The organism is Pseudomonas sp. DW-iso3 (genome assembly GCF_058725305.1).
The window spans coordinates 51024-68002 of the sequence record NZ_JBZXDZ010000008.1 but is presented as its reverse complement, the minus strand read 5'-3'; the positions used below and the strand labels follow the sequence as shown (position 1 = coordinate 68002).

17 protein-coding genes are annotated in these 16979 nt (G+C 60.0%); 14 read left to right on the top strand and 3 right to left on the bottom strand.

Annotated elements, in window-relative coordinates; translation table 11 throughout:
* Together AC4PS7_RS22830 and AC4PS7_RS22825 are read left to right on the top strand one after the other, a co-directional pair.
* Positions 1–1785, top strand: a complete 1785-nt coding sequence (locus AC4PS7_RS22830; RefSeq protein WP_010207781.1) for a GMC family oxidoreductase — start codon at positions 1–3, stop codon at positions 1783–1785.
* 12 nt (positions 1786–1797) lie between these two features.
* Positions 1798–3060, top strand: a complete 1263-nt coding sequence (locus tag AC4PS7_RS22825) for a c-type cytochrome (RefSeq protein ID WP_492179759.1) — start codon at positions 1798–1800, stop codon at positions 3058–3060.
* A 77-nt stretch (positions 3061–3137) separates the two neighbouring features.
* Here AC4PS7_RS22825 and AC4PS7_RS22820 read toward each other — a convergent pair whose 3' ends face one another.
* Positions 3138–3395, bottom strand: a complete 258-nt coding sequence (locus AC4PS7_RS22820; RefSeq protein ID WP_021491408.1) for a hypothetical protein — start codon at positions 3393–3395, stop codon at positions 3138–3140.
* Positions 3396–3618: 223 nt separating this feature from the next.
* Between AC4PS7_RS22820 and AC4PS7_RS22815 the strand changes: the two genes are divergently transcribed.
* The 3 genes from AC4PS7_RS22815 (at position 3619) to AC4PS7_RS22805 (ending at position 7269) form a co-directional block, all read left to right on the top strand.
* Entirely contained in the window at positions 3619–4677 is a 1059-nt protein-coding gene (locus AC4PS7_RS22815; protein ID WP_492179758.1) for a PA0069 family radical SAM protein, read from the top strand.
* Positions 4678–4904: 227 nt separating this feature from the next.
* Entirely contained in the window at positions 4905–5636 is a 732-nt protein-coding gene (locus AC4PS7_RS22810) for a carbonic anhydrase (RefSeq protein ID WP_010207792.1), read from the top strand.
* A gap of 85 nt (positions 5637–5721) precedes the next feature.
* A complete protein-coding gene (locus AC4PS7_RS22805) occupies positions 5722–7269 on the top strand; it encodes a SulP family inorganic anion transporter (RefSeq protein ID WP_010207793.1) in 1548 nt (515 codons plus the stop codon).
* A 131-nt stretch (positions 7270–7400) separates the two neighbouring features.
* On the opposite strand, the gene AC4PS7_RS22800 is transcribed toward AC4PS7_RS22805, so the two are convergent.
* Positions 7401–8048 (bottom strand): hypothetical protein, encoded by a 648-nt coding sequence (locus AC4PS7_RS22800; RefSeq protein WP_021491407.1) that lies wholly within the window; start codon positions 8046–8048, stop codon positions 7401–7403.
* Positions 8049–8415: 367 nt separating this feature from the next.
* Between AC4PS7_RS22800 and coxB the strand changes: the two genes are divergently transcribed.
* From coxB to AC4PS7_RS22780, 4 genes are read left to right on the top strand one after another with little or no spacing between them, the layout of a single operon-like run.
* Positions 8416–9543 (top strand): cytochrome c oxidase subunit II, encoded by a 1128-nt coding sequence (coxB, locus tag AC4PS7_RS22795; protein ID WP_010207796.1) that lies wholly within the window; start codon positions 8416–8418, stop codon positions 9541–9543.
* A 58-nt stretch (positions 9544–9601) separates the two neighbouring features.
* Positions 9602–11188 carry a cytochrome c oxidase subunit I gene (ctaD, locus tag AC4PS7_RS22790; protein ID WP_010207801.1) on the top strand — a complete coding sequence of 529 codons (1587 nt, stop codon included), beginning with the start codon at positions 9602–9604 and terminating at the stop codon, positions 11186–11188.
* 21 nt (positions 11189–11209) lie between these two features.
* Entirely contained in the window at positions 11210–11761 is a 552-nt protein-coding gene (locus AC4PS7_RS22785) for a cytochrome c oxidase assembly protein (protein ID WP_010207802.1), read from the top strand.
* Between the two features lie 35 nt (positions 11762–11796).
* Positions 11797–12684 carry a cytochrome c oxidase subunit 3 gene (locus AC4PS7_RS22780; RefSeq protein WP_492179757.1) on the top strand — a complete coding sequence of 296 codons (888 nt, stop codon included), beginning with the start codon at positions 11797–11799 and terminating at the stop codon, positions 12682–12684.
* Between the two features lie 6 nt (positions 12685–12690).
* Here AC4PS7_RS22780 and AC4PS7_RS22775 read toward each other — a convergent pair whose 3' ends face one another.
* Positions 12691–12894: a twin transmembrane helix small protein gene (locus tag AC4PS7_RS22775; RefSeq protein WP_016978774.1), complete on the bottom strand. Its 204-nt coding sequence runs from the start codon at positions 12892–12894 to the stop codon at positions 12691–12693.
* A gap of 28 nt (positions 12895–12922) precedes the next feature.
* Here AC4PS7_RS22775 and AC4PS7_RS22770 point away from each other — a divergent pair, with 28 nt between their 5' ends.
* The 5 genes from AC4PS7_RS22770 to AC4PS7_RS22750 are packed head-to-tail and all read left to right on the top strand — an operon-like array spanning position 12923 to position 16846.
* Positions 12923–13687, top strand: a complete 765-nt coding sequence (locus AC4PS7_RS22770; protein ID WP_021491406.1) for an SURF1 family protein — start codon at positions 12923–12925, stop codon at positions 13685–13687.
* Positions 13653–14237 (top strand): PA_0111/PP_0108 family redox-active disulfide protein, encoded by a 585-nt coding sequence (locus AC4PS7_RS22765; protein ID WP_010207807.1) that lies wholly within the window; start codon positions 13653–13655, stop codon positions 14235–14237. Before AC4PS7_RS22770 ends, AC4PS7_RS22765 begins: the two co-directional genes overlap by 35 nt.
* Before the next feature lie 10 nt (positions 14238–14247).
* Positions 14248–15327, top strand: coding sequence for a COX15/CtaA family protein (locus tag AC4PS7_RS22760; protein WP_010207809.1), 1080 nt, complete (start codon positions 14248–14250; stop codon positions 15325–15327).
* On the top strand, positions 15315–16214 hold the full coding sequence (gene cyoE, locus AC4PS7_RS22755; RefSeq protein WP_021491404.1) for a heme o synthase: 900 nt from the start codon (positions 15315–15317) through the stop codon (positions 16212–16214). The genes AC4PS7_RS22760 and cyoE overlap by 13 nt, the downstream gene beginning before the upstream one ends.
* The gene (locus AC4PS7_RS22750) at positions 16211–16846 is read left to right on the top strand and encodes an SCO family protein (RefSeq protein WP_010207811.1); all 636 of its coding nucleotides are present in this window, start codon (positions 16211–16213) and stop codon (positions 16844–16846) included. The genes cyoE and AC4PS7_RS22750 overlap by 4 nt, the downstream gene beginning before the upstream one ends.
* Positions 16847–16979: the final 133 nt, after the last annotated feature.

Sequence of the window (16979 nt, the reverse complement as noted above, 5' to 3'; positions counted from 1 at the left end):
GTGGCGACCATTATGAAGAAAGTGGATGCAGTGATCGTAGGCTTCGGCTGGACCGGCGCGATCATGGCCAAGGAGCTGACAGAAGCAGGCCTCAACGTGGTAGCGCTGGAGCGCGGTCCTATGCAGGACACTTACCCCGACGGCAACTATCCCCAGGTCATCGACGAATTGACCTACAGCGTGCGTAAAAAACTCTTCCAGGACATCTCCAAGGAGACAGTGACCATTCGCCATAGCGTGAATGACGTTGCCCTGCCCAACCGTCAGCTGGGCGCATTTCTGCCGGGCAATGGTGTGGGCGGAGCGGGCCTGCACTGGTCCGGCGTGCATTTCCGTGTCGACCCGATCGAGTTGCGCATGCGCAGCCACTATGAAGAACGCTACGGCAAACACTTCATTCCCAAGGACATGACCATCCAGGACTTCGGCGTGAGCTACGAAGAGCTGGAGCCGTTTTTCGACTACGCGGAAAAAGTCTTCGGCACCTCTGGACAGGCTTGGACCGTAAAAGGGCAATTGGTAGGCGAAGGCCGTGGCGGTAACCCGTATGCGCCGGATCGCTCCAACCCTTTCCCGCTGGAGTCGCAGAAAAACACCGTCTCCGCACAACTGTTTCAGAAAGCGGCTGCCGAGGTGGGTTACAAACCCTACAACCTGCCCTCAGCCAACACTTCGGGGCCTTACACCAATCCCTATGGCGCCCAGATGGGGCCGTGCAATTTTTGTGGTTTTTGCAGCGGCTACGTCTGCTACATGTATTCCAAGGCATCGCCGAACGTGAACATCCTGCCGGCGTTGCGCCAGGTGCCGAACTTTGAACTGCGGCCCAATTCCCACGTGCTCAAGGTCAACCTCGACAGCACCAAGAGCAAGGCCACTGGCGTGACGTACATCGACGCCCAGGGCCGGGAATGCGAGCAACCAGCGGAGTTGGTGATCCTCGGCGCATTCCAGTTCCACAATGTGCGCTTGATGCTGCTCTCCGGTATCGGCAAGCCCTACGACCCGATCACCAACGAGGGCGTGGTGGGCAGAAACTTCGCCTACCAGAACATGGCCACCATCAAGGCGTTCTTCGACAAGGACACCCACACCAACAACTTCATCGGCGCCGGCGGCAATGGCGTGGCCATCGATGATTTCAACGCCGACAACTTCGACCACGGGCCCCATGGCTTTGTGGGCGGTTCGCCGATGTGGGTCAACCAGGCCGGCAGTCGACCGATTGCCGGTACGTCCAACCCGCCGGGCACCCCGGCGTGGGGCAGCGCCTGGAAGCGCGCCACCGCCGATTACTACACCCACCAGGTGTCGATGGATGCCCACGGTGCCCATCAGTCCTACCGGGGTAACTACCTGGATCTGGACCCGGTGTACCGCGATGCCTACGGCCAGCCGTTGCTGCGGATGACGTTCGATTGGCAGGAAAACGACATCAAGATGAACCGCTTCATGGTCGAGAAAATGGGCAAGGTCGCTGAAGCGATGAACCCCAAGGCAATTGCCGTGCTCGGCAAAAAAGTCGGCGAACACTTCAACACGGCGTCGTACCAGACCACCCACCTCAACGGTGGCGCGATCATGGGCACCGACCCTAAAACCAGTGCATTGAATCGCTACCTGCAGTGCTGGGATGTGCACAACGTGTTTGTCCCAGGTGCATCCGCTTTCCCACAAGGCTTGGGCTACAACCCTACAGGCCTGGTGGCGGCGTTGACCTACTGGTCGGCGCGGGCGATCCGCGAGCAGTACCTGAAAAACCCCGGCCCACTGGTTCAGGCATAAGGAGCGATGACCATGAAAGCACTTGTTATCGCGACCTTCGCGTTTTTCAGCAGTTGCTCTGTCAGCGCCGCTGAAACTGACTTGATCAAGCAAGGTGAATACCTGGCCCGCGCGGGTGACTGCGTGGCCTGCCACACCGCCAAGGGCGGAAAACCGTTTGCCGGTGGCCTGCCAATGGAAACCCCCATTGGCGTGATCTATTCCACCAACATCACCCCGGACAAGAGCGGCCTGGGCGACTACAGCTTCGAAGACTTCGACAAGGCTGTGCGCCATGGCGTCGCCAAGAGCGGTAGTACGCTCTACCCGGCGATGCCCTACCCGTCTTACGCACGTGTCAGCGACAGCGATATGCAGGCGTTGTACGCGTACTTCATGAAGAGGGTGGAACCCGTCGCTCAAGAGAACAAGGACAGTGACATTCCGTGGCCCTTGAGCATGCGCTGGCCGTTGGCGGCATGGCGCTGGATGTTTGCGCCTGCCGTCGAGGAGCATCAGGCGCAAGCCGTCGTCGACCCGGTGATCAGCCGGGGTGCCTACCTGGTGGAGGGCCTTGGCCATTGCGGTGCGTGCCATACGCCACGGGCGTTGACCATGCAGGAAAAAGCCCTGAGTGCCACTGATGGCAACGCCTTCCTGGCCGGCAGCGCGCCGCTCGAAGGCTGGATCGCGAAAAGCCTGCGTGGCGATCACAAGGACGGCCTCGGTAGCTGGAGCGAGGAGCAACTGGTGCAGTTCCTCAAGACCGGCCGCAGTGACCGCAGCGCAGTATTTGGTGGCATGAGCGACGTTGTCGTCCACAGCATGCAGTACATGTCGGAAAATGACCTGACGGCTATCGCCCGTTACCTCAAGAGTTTACCGGCGGTGGACCCCAAGGACTCACCGCACACGTATGACAAGCAAGTGGCCGAGGCCTTGTGGAAAGGCGACGACAGCCAGCGGGGCGCCTCGGTGTATATCGACAACTGCGCGGCCTGCCACCGTACCGACGGCCATGGCTACACACGGGTGTTCCCAGCGCTGGCGGGCAACCCGGTGTTGCAGACGGCGGATGCCACGTCATTGATCAATATCGTGTTGAACGGTGGTACCTTGCCGGCCACTCACACGGCACCGTCCACGTTCACCATGCCGGCATTCGCTTGGCGCCTGTCGGATCAGGAAGTGGCTGATGTTGTCAGTTTTGTCCGGGGCAGCTGGGGTAATACAGGTAGCGCAATCAGTGCTGCTCAAGTTGCAGACATACGTAAAAAATCGGGCGATAAGAATTAACTACAGTTAGAGTGGGAAGCCCAACTTATAGGTTGTTGATATAAGTTGGGCGGCTGTAGTTAGTCGGTGTAATTAGTTTAATTCCGAGTTTTCTGGCAGGTCATTGCAAACGCGTTGGCCATGGTCAGAAAAATAGCCTTGTCCTCGTCGTCAAAGTCGCCGTCATTGTCCAGGTCCGTTGGCGATGATGTGGTGTCGTAGTGGCCGTCTTTCCTGGATGAAGAGGCGTACATGGCGTACGAAAGAACCCCATTGTTAAAACGTTCGAGCAACACTTCAGGGCTGTTATCTTTTTCAAAATCTTCACACGTTAAGCGCAGTTCGTCCTGAGACATATAGAGGTCCTTCTGGTTGGTTACTAAGTTGAGACTGGATCATAGTTGCAGAACAAAAGTTTAATCCACGACTCAAGTGTGGCGATTTATGTCGTGAAAGTTCGTATGTAATACGGTGCGTTTTCAGCTGTCAGGAGATGGCCTCGAAACTTCCCGCTCGACGGTGCTGGCGCGAAATGCCAGGTTCAAATACTGTATGTGGATACAGTATAGAGGTATGCCCATGAGTTCTCTCCTGCCGCCCCGTGGCCGAGGCACGGCCACCAACCTGCATAACCGCTTTGCGCCTACGGTGAGCGTGGCCGAGGACGATGGTTGGTTTCAGGAAGTGCCACCGACCCAGGGCACTGAAGTGCGTATCGAGACGGCCAAGAGCATCATCACCCGCAACAACTCGCCGGACCTGCCGTTTGATCGTTCGATCAACCCCTACCGTGGCTGCGAGCATGGCTGCATCTACTGCTATGCGCGGCCCAGCCATGCTTATTGGGACATGTCACCGGGGTTGGATTTCGAAACCAAACTGATCGCCAAGACCAACGCCGCCGATGTGTTGGAGCAGCAACTGTCGAGGCCGGGTTATGTGTGCGCGCCGATCAATCTGGGGTCCAATACCGACCCGTACCAGCCGATCGAGCGCGAGTACAAGATCACCCGGCAAATCCTGGAAGTGCTGCTGCGCTATCGCCACCCGGTGACCATTATCACCAAGGGATCGCTGATTTTGCGCGATCTGGACCTGCTCACTGAGTTGGCGCGCCAGCGGCTGGTGGCCGTGATGATCAGCCTCACCAGCCTGGACGACGAACTCAAGCGCATCCTGGAGCCACGCACGGCGGCGCTCAAGGCACGGTTGCGGGCGATTCGGGTGATGCGTGAGGCGGGGATTCCGGTGGGCGTGTTGTGTTCGCCGATGATCCCGATGATCAACGACAGTGAATTGGAGAGTCTGCTGACCGAAGCCCATGCCGCTGGCGCGCAAAGTGCCGCGTACATGATGCTGCGCCTGCCGCTGGAGGTGGCGCCGCTGTTCGAAGAGTGGCTGGCGGCGCATTACCCGCAGCGCGCGACCCATGTGATGAGCCTGGTGCGCCAGGTGCGTGGTGGTGAGGTGTATGACAGCCGCTTCGGCGTGCGCATGCGGGGTGAAGGGCCGTTTGCCGATTTGCTGGCTCAACGCTTCAGTAAAGCGATCAAGCGTCTTGGTCTTGATCGGCGGGAAGGTTTTAATCTGGATTGCACGGCCTTTTGCCCTCCGGGCAGACAGATGGCTTTGTTGTAAACTGAAGAGGTGAAACGCGAAACTCCTGTAGGAATGGTCGCGTTTTGATATCACTGAAACCCGCGATCTAGAGCGGTTCATTCAGTTTGAGTTAAGTTTCGACGGTTACCTTGTTCAGCGAGTGACTGATGAGTCGGCGCTCTGGCCTCTGGCGTATTACAACTTTTCCATTGGCTAAGCGTCGAACTGACCTGAAAACTCCCCTGCATTAATCAAGAGGATGAATCATGAGTGACAAGGATAAACAGCCGTTGGCTGCGTCGGCTTCTGCCTCTTCGGTGGCTGAAACCGCCGATGCAGCGCTAAAGCATATCGTTGACGGCTTTTTGCATTTCCATCACGACGTCTTCCCCCAGCAGGAAGAGCTCTTCAAAAAACTTGCCACGGCTCAGAGCCCACGGGCGATGTTCATTACCTGTGCCGACTCGCGCATCGTGCCCGAGCTGATCACCCAAAGTTCGCCTGGCGACCTGTTCGTGACGCGTAACGTCGGCAACGTGGTGCCGCCTTACGGCCAGATGAACGGCGGTGTGTCCACGGCCATCGAGTACGCGGTACTGGCCTTGGGCGTACAGCACATCATCGTCTGCGGGCACTCCGATTGCGGCGCCATGCGCGCGGTACTCAACCCCGACAGCCTGGAGAAGATGCCGACGGTCAAAGCCTGGTTGCGGCATGCCGAGGTCGCCAAGACCATGGTCCATGACAATTGCGACTGCGCCAACGAAGGCGAGAGCATGAAGGTGCTGACCGAAGAAAACGTCATCGCCCAGCTGCAACATTTGCGCACCCACCCCTCCGTGGCTTCGCGCATGGCCAACGGTCATTTATTTATTCATGGTTGGATCTACAACATCGAGACCAGTGAAATCCGGGCCTACGATGCGGACCAGTCTGCGTTCCGCCCATTGAGCGGCGACGGGCCGATTCCTTCCGCGACGCCTAAAGCGCGCTTCTAAAACACTTCCCTGCCGGGTAAAGCGGTGGCTGCCATGGACGCAGCCAGGCTTTGCCGCGCCCGGTAAATGCCTCGGGAGAGTCATCATGCGTGCTGCTCAATTGAAAGCTGTACTGCCACGGGAGCTGCTCGCCTCTGTGGTTGTGTTTCTGGTCGCCCTGCCGCTGTGCATGGGGATCGCGATTGCCTCAGGCATGCCCCCGGCCAAGGGCTTGATCACCGGAATCATCGGTGGCCTGGTGGTGGGTTGGTTGGCAGGCTCGCCGCTGCAGGTCAGTGGCCCGGCGGCGGGCCTGGCGGTGTTGGTGTTCGAGCTGGTGCGCCAGCACGGCATGCTGATGCTCGGGCCGATCCTGTTGTTGGCGGGTTTCCTGCAACTGGTGGCCGGGCGTTTGCGTCTGGGCTGCTGGTTCCGCGTCACGGCGCCGGCGGTGGTGTACGGTATGCTGGCGGGGATTGGCGTGTTGATTGTGTTATCCCAGATTCACGTGATGCTCGACGGCGCGCCCAAGCCTTCTGGGCTGGATAACCTGACGGGGTTCCCAGCGGCGTTGGCCGAGGCGATTCCTATCCTGGGCGGCGGCCTGGGTTGGCAGGCGGGATTGCTCGGTTTGTCGACGATGCTGGTGATGTACGCCTGGGACAAATTACGCCCGCAACGCCTGCGCTTTGTGCCGGGTGCCTTGTTGGGTGTAGGCCTGACCACGGTGGTCAGCCTGGTGCTGGCGTTGCAGGTCAAACGCGTGGAAGTCCCGGAAAACCTCGCCGACGCTATCGACTGGCTGCGTCCCAGCGACCTGCTCAACCTCGCTGACCCCCAGCTGCTGATTGCCGCCTTCGCTGTGGCGTTTATCGCGAGCGCCGAAACCCTGCTCTCCGCCGCGGCGGTCGACCGCATGCACAGTGGTCAGCGTTCTGATTTCGATAAGGAGTTGTCCGCCCAGGGTGTCGGTAACATGCTCTGTGGTCTGCTCGGTGCCTTGCCGATGACTGGAGTGATCGTGCGCAGCTCGGCCAACGTGCAGGCCGGTGCGACCACGCGTTTGTCGGCGATGTTCCACGGGCTGTGGCTGCTGGCGTTCGTGCTGTTACTGTCGAGTGTGCTGCAAAGCATTCCGGTGGCGAGCCTGGCGGGTGTGTTGGTGTACACCGGGATCAAGCTGGTGGACATCAAGGCGTTCAAGGCACTGGGGCGCTATGGGCGGATGCCGATGTTTACCTACGCAGCCACGGCGTTGGCGATCATCTTTACCGACCTGCTGACCGGCGTACTGGTGGGCTTTGGGTTGACGTTGGTCAAGCTGGCGTTCAAGGCTTCGCGGCTCAAGGTCAGCTTGATCGACTTGCCCCAGGAAGGAGAGATGGAGCTGCGTCTGACGGGGGCGGCGACCTTCCTGAAGGTGCCGGCGTTGACTCAGGTGCTCTCGACGGTACCTGCGGGCAGCACCGTGCACGTGCCGTTGAGCAACTTGAGTTACATCGACCATTCCTGCCTGGAGCTACTGGAAGAATGGGGGCGGGCCAATGCGGCCAAGGGCTCGACGCTGGTGATCGAAGCGCGCGGGTTGAAGCGCCGGTTGGAAGGTCGGGTGCGGACGACGACGGGGATAGGTTCGGCGCCGTCGGTGAGCTGACGAAACCGGATCAAAAATGTGGGAGCGGGCTTGCTCGCGAATGCAGGGTGTCAGTCACCGGAAATGTTGACTGAGTCACCGCATTCGCGAGCAAGCCCGCTCCCACGTGGGTTTTGTATTAGATCGAAGATCTAGGCGGGCTGATCCAACGCCAACTCAACCCCCAACTGCCGCGACAGGCACGGCCAGCGTTTCCACGCGGCTTCTGTGTCCGGGCTCTTCAGCTGTTCGCGATAGGCTTCGACCGACTCCAGCGCAAAGCTGTCTTCGTTGAGCATTTCATCCACGGCGTGGTGTACCGCTTCATCCAACTGGTTGGCGAAGGCTTCGCCGATCAGTTGGTGGGCGATGACATTAGCGACAGTCGTGTCGGCCGGAATCAATGGCTGGCCAAAATGCTTGATATAGAGATCGTTCACCTCTTCCACCAATCGATGCGCCAGGTAGGCCTCGTCCAGCAGGCCGTCGAGCCCTTCGTGGCCGGCGAGGATGGCGGGCGGTTGCAGGAAGAAATGCTCGGCGATCTTCAGCACCGGCTTGATCTGGCTTTCGATACCCGCTTCGCGGGCCACGTCGTTGGCGGCGTCGAGTAAATCGGGGACGAGATCGATGTAGGCGGTGACAAAGCGGGTCATGACAATGTGGCGATCACCGTCAGCCAGGGAGATGGCCGAATGCAGGTGCGGCAATTGTTTTTCCAGTTGCTGGGCAAGCTGGCCTGTGCTGGCTTCGTGTTGATGGGCACGGGAAATCTGCTCGCGCAATGCGGCGGTGTTCATGAAAGCTCCAGTGATGCAGGTGTAGGAAAAGGGAGAGGATAAGGTAGCTCGTTTATACGAGCGTCTAAGACGCATTTGTCATAATTATTTCATGGTTATGCGCCACCGTTATATCGAATTGCCATCGTTCGTCGGATAAACGATTCCGCTCCCGGTTTTATTGGCTATTTCCGGTCATTTCTACTCATTTGCCCCTACGCATTGCAGGGTTGCAGAGCGTGTCTATACTCGGGTTTGTACGCGATTAGCTGATGACGCCAGACTGCATAAGCAGGCAAGGCCAGGCGGTTGTAAGCAGTATGGAAGCCGCTCCCTTCGACGCAGGTGCAAACCGGCGGGATAACAAGAACGATAAGGGGAACCCGCAATGATGCGACATCCACACGTTTGGATGGGCCTCCTGTTGTGGTCGGTATTCGGCCAGGCACATGCCGCCTGGACAACGAATATGGCGCCAGGGGCGACAGAAGTCAGTCACGCTGTGTTCGACCTGCACATGACCATTTTCTGGATCTGTGTGGTGATCGGCATCATCGTGTTTGGCGCGATGTTCTGGTCGATGATCCTTCATCGCCGGTCCACGGGCCAGGTCGCGGCCAAGTTCCACGAGAGCACCACCGTGGAAATCCTCTGGACCGTCGTGCCCTTGTTGATCCTGATCGCGATGGCCATTCCTGCGACCAAGACCTTGATCAATATCTACGACAGCAGTGAGTCGGATATCGATATCCAGGTCACCGGCTACCAGTGGAAGTGGCATTACAAATACCTGGGCCAGGACGTGGAGTTCTTCAGCAACCTGGCCACGCCCGCCGAGCAGATCCACAACCAGGCGACCAAAGGTGAACACTACCTGCTGGAAGTCGACCAGCCCCTGGTATTGCCAGTGGGCGCCAAGGTGCGCTTTCTGGTGACGGCCGCCGACGTGATCCACTCCTGGTGGGTGCCGGCCTTTGCGGTCAAGCGCGACGCCATTCCCGGTTTCGTCAATGAGGCCTGGACCCGCGTTGAGAAACCCGGCATCTACCGTGGCCAGTGCGCCGAACTGTGCGGCAAGGACCACGGTTTCATGCCCATTGTGGTCGAGGTCAAGTCCAAGGCCGATTACGAGACCTGGCTTGGCGAGCGCAAGGCAGAGGCCGCCAAGCTCAAGGAGCTGACCTCTAAAGAGTGGACGTTGGAAGAGTTGGTGGCCCGTGGCGACAAGGTCTACCACACCACCTGCGTGGCCTGTCACCAGGCCGAAGGCCAGGGCCTGCCGCCGATGTTCCCGGCGCTCAAGGGCTCGAAGATCGCCACCGGCCCCGCAGCTGATCACCTGAGCATTGTCTACCACGGCAAGCCCGGCACCGCGATGGCGGCCTTTGGCAAACAGCTCTCGGAAGTGGATATCGCTGCCGTAGTGACCTACGAGCGCAATGCCTGGGGCAACAACAAAGGCGACATGGTCACGCCTAAAGACGTGCTGGCCATCAAGCAGGCGGAAAGCAAATGACCTACCTCAAGGCGTCTACCTCGACCCGCCCCGCCCACTCGCTTGCAGGAGAACGGCCATGAGCGCTGTGATCGATGACCATGGTCACGCCGACCATGCCCACGGCCCCGCCAAGGGGTTGATGCGCTGGGTGCTGACCACCAACCACAAAGACATCGGCACCCTGTACCTGTGGTTCGCTTTTGCCATGTTCCTGCTCGGCGGCTCATTTGCCATGGTGATCCGGGCCGAGTTGTTCCAGCCAGGCCTGCAGATTGTGCAGCCGGCGTTCTTCAACCAGATGACCACCATGCACGGGCTGATCATGGTGTTCGGCGCGGTGATGCCAGCGTTTGTAGGCCTGGCCAATTGGATGATCCCGTTGATGATCGGCGCGCCCGACATGGCCCTGCCGCGCATGAACAACTTCAGCTTCTGGCTGTTACCGGCGGCATTCCTGCTGTTGGTCTCAACGCTGTTCACGCCGGGCGGTGGGCCGAACTTCGGCTGGACCTTCTACGCCCCGCTCTCGACCACCTACGCGCCGGAAAGCGTGACGTTCTTCATCTTCGCGATCCACCTGATGGGCATCAGCTCGATCATGGGCGCGATCAATGTGGTCGCCACCATTCTCAACCTGCGCGCCCCCGGCATGACGTTGATGAAAATGCCGCTGTTTGTCTGGACCTGGCTGATCACCGCGTTCCTGCTGATTGCGGTCATGCCGGTGCTGGCCGGTTGCGTGACCATGATGCTGATGGATATCCACTTCGGCACCAGCTTCTTCAGTGCCGCTGGCGGCGGTGACCCGGTGCTGTTCCAGCACGTGTTCTGGTTCTTCGGCCATCCCGAGGTGTACATCATGATCCTGCCGGCCTTTGGCGCCGTCAGCTCGATCATCCCGACCTTCTCGCGCAAGCCGCTGTTCGGCTACACCTCGATGGTCTACGCCACGGCGAGTATCGCGTTCCTCTCGTTCATCGTGTGGGCGCACCACATGTTTGTGGTGGGCATCCCGCTGGTGGGCGAGCTGTTCTTCATGTACGCCACGTTGCTGATCGCCGTGCCCACGGGGGTGAAGGTGTTCAACTGGGTCAGCACCATGTGGCAAGGCTCGCTGACCTTCGAGACGCCGATGCTGTTTGCCGTGGCCTTTGTGATCCTGTTCACCATCGGTGGGTTCTCCGGGCTGATGCTGGCGATTGCTCCGGCGGACTTCCAGTACCACGACACCTATTTCGTGGTGGCGCATTTCCATTACGTACTGGTGCCCGGTGCGATCTTCGGCATCTTCGCTTCGGCCTACTACTGGCTGCCGAAATGGACTGGCCACATGTACGACGAAACCCTGGGCAAGCTGCACTTCTGGCTGTCTTTCGTGGGCATGAACATGGCGTTTTTCCCGATGCACTTCGTCGGGCTGGCGGGTATGCCGCGGCGGGTGCCGGACTACAACCTGCAGTTCGCCGACTTCAACATGGTCTCGTCGGTCGGCGCGTTCATGTTCGGCGCCACGCAGATCTTCTTCCTGTTCATTGTGATCAAGTGCATCCGTGGCGGTACGCCCGCGCCGGCCAAGCCTTGGGATGGCGCTGAAGGCCTGGAGTGGAGCATCCCTTCGCCTGCGCCGTACCACACGTTCACCACGCCACCGGAGGTCAAATGAACAGGACGATGGGAGGCTGCCATGGCTGAGTCCTTGCCCACCAAGCGCCTGGTCACGCGGCTGCTGATCCTGGTGGTGGCGATGTTCGCCTTCGGCTTTGCACTGGTGCCGATCTACGACGTGATGTGCAAGGCATTCGGCATCAACGGCAAGACGGCCGGGCAGTACGAGGGCGAGCAGATCGTCGATTCCTCGCGCCAGGTGCGAGTGCAGTTTTTGTCCACCAACGCCATCGACATGGTCTGGGATTTTTATGCCAAGGCTGACGAGGTAGTCGTTAACCCGGGCGCGGTGACCGAGATGCTGTTCGTGGCGCACAACCCTACCGATAAGCCAATGACTGCCCAGGCCGTCCCCAGTATTTCACCGGCCGAAGCGGCGATGTACTTCCACAAGACCGAGTGCTTTTGCTTCACCCAGCAAGTGCTGCAACCGGGCCAACGCATCGAGATGCCGGTGCGTTTTATCGTCGACCGCGACATGCCCAAGGATGTGAAGCATCTGACCCTGGCGTACACGCTGTTCGACATCACTGCGCGCCAACCGCCGGTGGCTGTCCACAGCGGCGGCTAGCTACTGTTTGCCCCCTCAATCAGGAGAGCGAATACATGTCGTCTCATGATACGTACTACGTACCAGCACAAAGCAAATGGCCAATAATTGCCACGTTTGGCCTGTTGATCACGGTGTACGGGTTGGGTCTGTGGTTCAACGACCTCAAGGCCGCGCGCGCGGAATCCCACGCCCCGTGGATCTTTTTCGTCGGCGGGCTGTTGCTGGCTTACATGCTGTTCGGCTGGTTCGGCGCGGTGATCAAGGAAAGCCGTGCCGGTTTGTACAGTTCGCAGATGGACCGCTCGTTCCGCTGGGGCATGACCTGGTTCATCTTTTCCGAGGTGATGTTCTTTATCGCATTCTTCGGTGCGCTTTTTTATGTACGGCACATGTCCGGTCCGTGGCTGGGTGGCGAGGGCCACAAGGGCATTGCGCACATGCTGTGGCCGAACTTCGAATTTGCCTGGCCGTTGCTGAACAACCCCGATCCGAAGATGTACCCGGCACCGGAAGGCACCATCAGCCCCTGGGGCCTGCCGCTGGTGAACACCATCCTGCTGGTGAGCTCCAGCGTGACCATCACCATTGCCCACCATGCGCTGCGCAAAGGTCATCGCGGCGCGCTGAAAATCTGGTTGGCGATCACCGTGCTGTTGGGCCTGGCATTCCTCGGGTTCCAGGCTGAGGAATACATCCACGCCTACAAAGAGCTGGGCCTGACCTTGGGCTCTGGCGTGTACGGCGCGACGTTCTTCATGCTCACCGGCTTCCACGGCGCCCACGTCACCATTGGCACCGTTATTTTGTTCGTGATGCTGATGCGCATCCTCAAGGGGCATTTCAATGCCGAGCACCAGTTCGGTTTCGAGGCGGCCAGTTGGTATTGGCACTTTGTGGATGTGGTGTGGATCGGGCTGTTTTTCTTCGTCTATGTGCTGTGAGGCGCCCTACCACGGCGCATGAGAAACCAGTTGGCCGCTGAAAAAGCCCCAGGCGATCAGCGCCACGGTGATCACGGCCAGCACGACACGTACGGTCAAGGCAGTGACGAGGCGGTTGGAGTTGCCCTCGTCCTTGACCAGGAAGAACAAGCCACTGAACAGGCTCACAACGGTCGCGATCAGCATCAGGGCAATAGCGGCTTTGAGCATGGTCTGGCTCCAATGGGATGGGCGGGCAATGAAAACAAGTATAGCCAGCGCCATAAAATGCTTTCGTCCAGGCGTCGCACCCACTGTGGTGGTGTTGGTGCTGCTGCCGTTGATGGTGGGTCTGGGGTTTTGGCAGCTGTCTCGCGGCCATGAAAAGCAGTTGCTGGTGGACAGTTATGCCGAGCGGCGCGCGGCTGACCCGATCAGCAGCGCGCAGCTCAACGACAGGGCTGACCCCGCCTTTCGCCGCGTGCGGTTGCGCGGTCAATTCGACGCTGAGCACAGCGTGTTTCTCGACAATCGCCTGCGCGACGGCAAAGCCGGCGTAGAGCTGTTGCAACCCTTCCACGACCAGGCCAGCGGCCTGTGGCTGTTGCTCAATCGCGGTTGGCTGCCCTGGCCGGATCGGCGCACGCCGCCCATCTTCACCACGCCGGATCAGCCTGTGAATCTTGACGCCTGGGTGTACATCGCGCCTGGCGAAACCTTCCAGTTGCGCGCGGACCCCACGACCGCGCAATGGCCGCGTCTGCTGACGGCCTTGCACCCTGCCGCGCTCTGGTCCGAGCTGGGCCGCAACGGATTCGCCTACGAACTGCGGGCCGAAGCCGGCCCCGGCACCTACGAAACCACCTGGCCAATCGTCGCCATGGGCCCGGAAAAACACGTGGCGTATGCCGTGCAGTGGTTCGCCATGTCGCTGGCGTTGCTGGCGCTTTATCTCTACCTCGGATGGCACAACAAAAAGGAGAAGCCCCATGGGAGCGGCCACCAATCCACTCAACATGTCTGAAACGCCCGATCGGCGCAAAGGCCGTTGGCAGTTGATCCTGATTCTGATGATGGTGATCGGCCCGATGGCGCTGGCCACCTTCATGTACAAGCTGCAGTTTTGGGTACCGCAGAGCCGCAGCTACCACGGAGAGATGATCGGTAATGGCCAGACCCGTGCTGATATAGGCGTACAGGCCGATGAGCAGCGCTGGCAACTGCTGGTGACCGCGCCCACCGCCTGTGCAGCCGATTGCCAGCAATTGGTGTATCTCGCACGCCAACTGCAAATCAGCCTGGGCCGTGATGCCTCCCGTGCCAGCCATGCCCTGGCCAGTGCGCAACCGGTGAGCGCGGAGTACGAGGCCAAGCTGAAAGTGGAATATCCACAGTTGCAACGCTACTCGCTGGACTTGTCGACCTTCACCAAGGACGCCGCCGCGCCGGGTGACGCGCAGCTGTGGATTGTCGATCCCCACGGCAACCTGGTGCTGCGCTATGACGCCAAGGTCAAGGGCAAGGACTTGCTCAACGACCTGCGCCTTCTGCTGAAACTGTCGAACATCGGATAAGGGCATCGTCATGGCCAAGCCTGGATTTCGCCTCGCGTTGTTTGCCACCCTGCTGGCACTGATCGTCGTGCTGCTCGGCGCCTATACGCGCCTGACCCACGCCGGTCTGGGTTGCCCGGATTGGCCGGGCTGCTATGGCTTCATCAGCGTGCCGAAGACCGAAGCCCAGTTGGCCCATGCCGAACTGCATTTCCCTGATACGCCGGTCGAGGCGGACAAGGGCTGGGCCGAGATGACCCATCGCTACTTCGCCGGCACCCTGGGCTTGCTGATCGTGCTGCTGGCCGCGCGTTCGTGGAGCCATCGGCGCGATCCAGGCCAGCCGGTGAAGTTGCCGCTCTTTGTGCTGGCGGTGGTATTCGCGCAGGCCGCGTTTGGCATGTGGACGGTGACGCTGAAGCTGTGGCCGCAGGTGGTCACCGGGCATTTGTTAGGCGGTTTTGCGACCTTGAGCCTGCTGTTTCTGCTGACCCTGCGCTTGTCCGGCGTATTGCCCGCCTTGATTGTGCCCAGGCGCCTGCAATATTGGGCGACGGCGGGCCTGGTGCTGGTGATCGGCCAGATCGCGCTGGGGGGGTGGGTCAGTTCCAACTACGCGGCGGTGGCCTGTATCGATCTGCCGACGTGCCATGGCGAATGGTGGCCGGCAGCGGATTTTGCCAACGGCTTTCATCTTACCCAGCACATCGGGCCCAACTACCTGGGCGGGCAACTGGACAGTGAGGCACGCACCGCCATCCACCTGACCCATCGCATTGGCGCCGTCATCGTCAGCCTGGTGCTGCTCGGCCTGGCCTGGCAACTGCGTGCAGTAGGTATGACTCGCTTGGCGGGCTTGCTACTGATCGCCCTGGTGGCGCAAATCTGCCTGGGCCTGAGCAATGTGTATTTCCACCTGCCGCTGCCGGTTGCGGTCGGGCATAACGCGGGTGGTGCGGCCTTGTTGCTGACGCTGGTTCTGGTCAACTACCACGCCCGCACCAGCCTGGTCCGGGTGCGCAACCAGTTGCCGTTCGGTTGGCGTTTCATTCCGCGTAAACACGTATCGGGCCTCATCACCCTTAAAGGAGAAATGCCATGGCGACCTTGATCGGCGCGCGTCAGGGTCAGGCGATCTGGCGTGATTACCTGGAGCTGACCAAGCCGAAGGTGGTGGTGCTGATGCTCATTACCTCGCTGGTGGGGATGTTCCTGGCGACCCGTGCCGGCGTGCCGTGGACGGTACTGGTATTTGGCAACCTGGGGATTGCCCTGTGCGCGGGCGGTGCGGCGGCGGTCAATCATGTGGTGGATCGGCGTATCGATGCGGTGATGGCGCGCACTCACAAGCGGCCGCTGGCAGAGGGACGGGTATCGCCGCTGGCGGCGTTGGCGTTTGCATTGTTTCTGGCTGTGGCAGGATTGGCGCTGTTGCTGGCGTTCACCAACCCGTTGGCGGCTTGGCTGACGCTGGCCTCGCTGCTCGGTTATGCGGTGATCTACACCGGCTTTCTCAAGCGTGCGACGCCGCAGAATATCGTTATCGGTGGCCTGGCCGGTGCTGCGCCGCCACTGCTGGGCTGGGTCGCGGTCACCGGGCATGTCAGCGCCGAGCCCCTGCTGTTGATGCTGATCATCTTCGCCTGGACGCCGCCGCACTTCTGGGCCCTGGCCATACACCGCAAGGAGGAATACGCCAAGGCGGATATCCCGATGCTGCCGGTGACCCACGGCGAGCACTACACCAAGGTGCATATCCTGCTCTACACCTGCGCCTTGCTGGCGGTGAGCCTGATGCCCTATGTGATCCACATGAGCGGCCCGTTGTACCTTGCGTGTGCACTGCTGTTGGGCGGGCGCTTTCTGCAATGGGCCTGGGTGTTGTACCGTGGCGGTCGGCCGCACGCGGCGATCAACACCTTCAAGTACTCTATCTGGTACTTGCTGCTGCTGTTTATCGCGCTGCTCCTTGACCACTACCTACTGTTGAACCTATGACTCGAACTCAAAAAACTGTCTTCATCCTGGTGGCCCTGGTGGCATTGATCATGGGCCTGACCGTTAACAAAGTGCTCTCGGGCAAAGGCCAGGGTGACCCTACCGCCTTGATTGACGCTGGCATCATCCTGTTGCCGCAAAGCCGTCAGTTGCCGCCGGTGACCATGACCAACCAGGACGGCCAGCCAGTGGTGGTCAACGAATTGAAAGGCAAGTGGAGCCTGCTGTTCTTCGGCTACACCTTCTGCCCGGATATCTGCCCGACCACCCTCGCCCAGCTGCGCCAGATCAAGAGCGAACTGCCCAAGGACGTTGTGGATAAGTTGCAGGTGATCCTGGTCAGCGTCGACCCGAACCGCGACACGCCGACTCAGCTCAAGCAGTACCTGGGCTACTTCGACCCGCAGTTCCAGGGCCTGACCGGCGCAAACGTGGAGGAGGTGCAGAAGGTGTCGAATGCGGTGAGCATTCCGTTCATTCCGGCCGATACCAGCAAGCCCAACTACACCGTCGACCACAGTGGCAACCTGGCGCTGATCGGACCGGATGGGACCCAGCGTGGGTTTATCCGGGCGCCGTTGAACAATCAGAAGCTGGTAGCGCAATTGCCCGGCTTGCTACTGCGTAAATAAGTCGGACGCCAACCCTGCCAACAACACAAAACAGATGTGGGAGCTGGCTTGCCTGCGATTGCGGGGGGCCAGCCAACATCTTCGTCGACTGACACTCCGCATTCGCGAGCAAGCCCGCTCCCACATTTTTTGA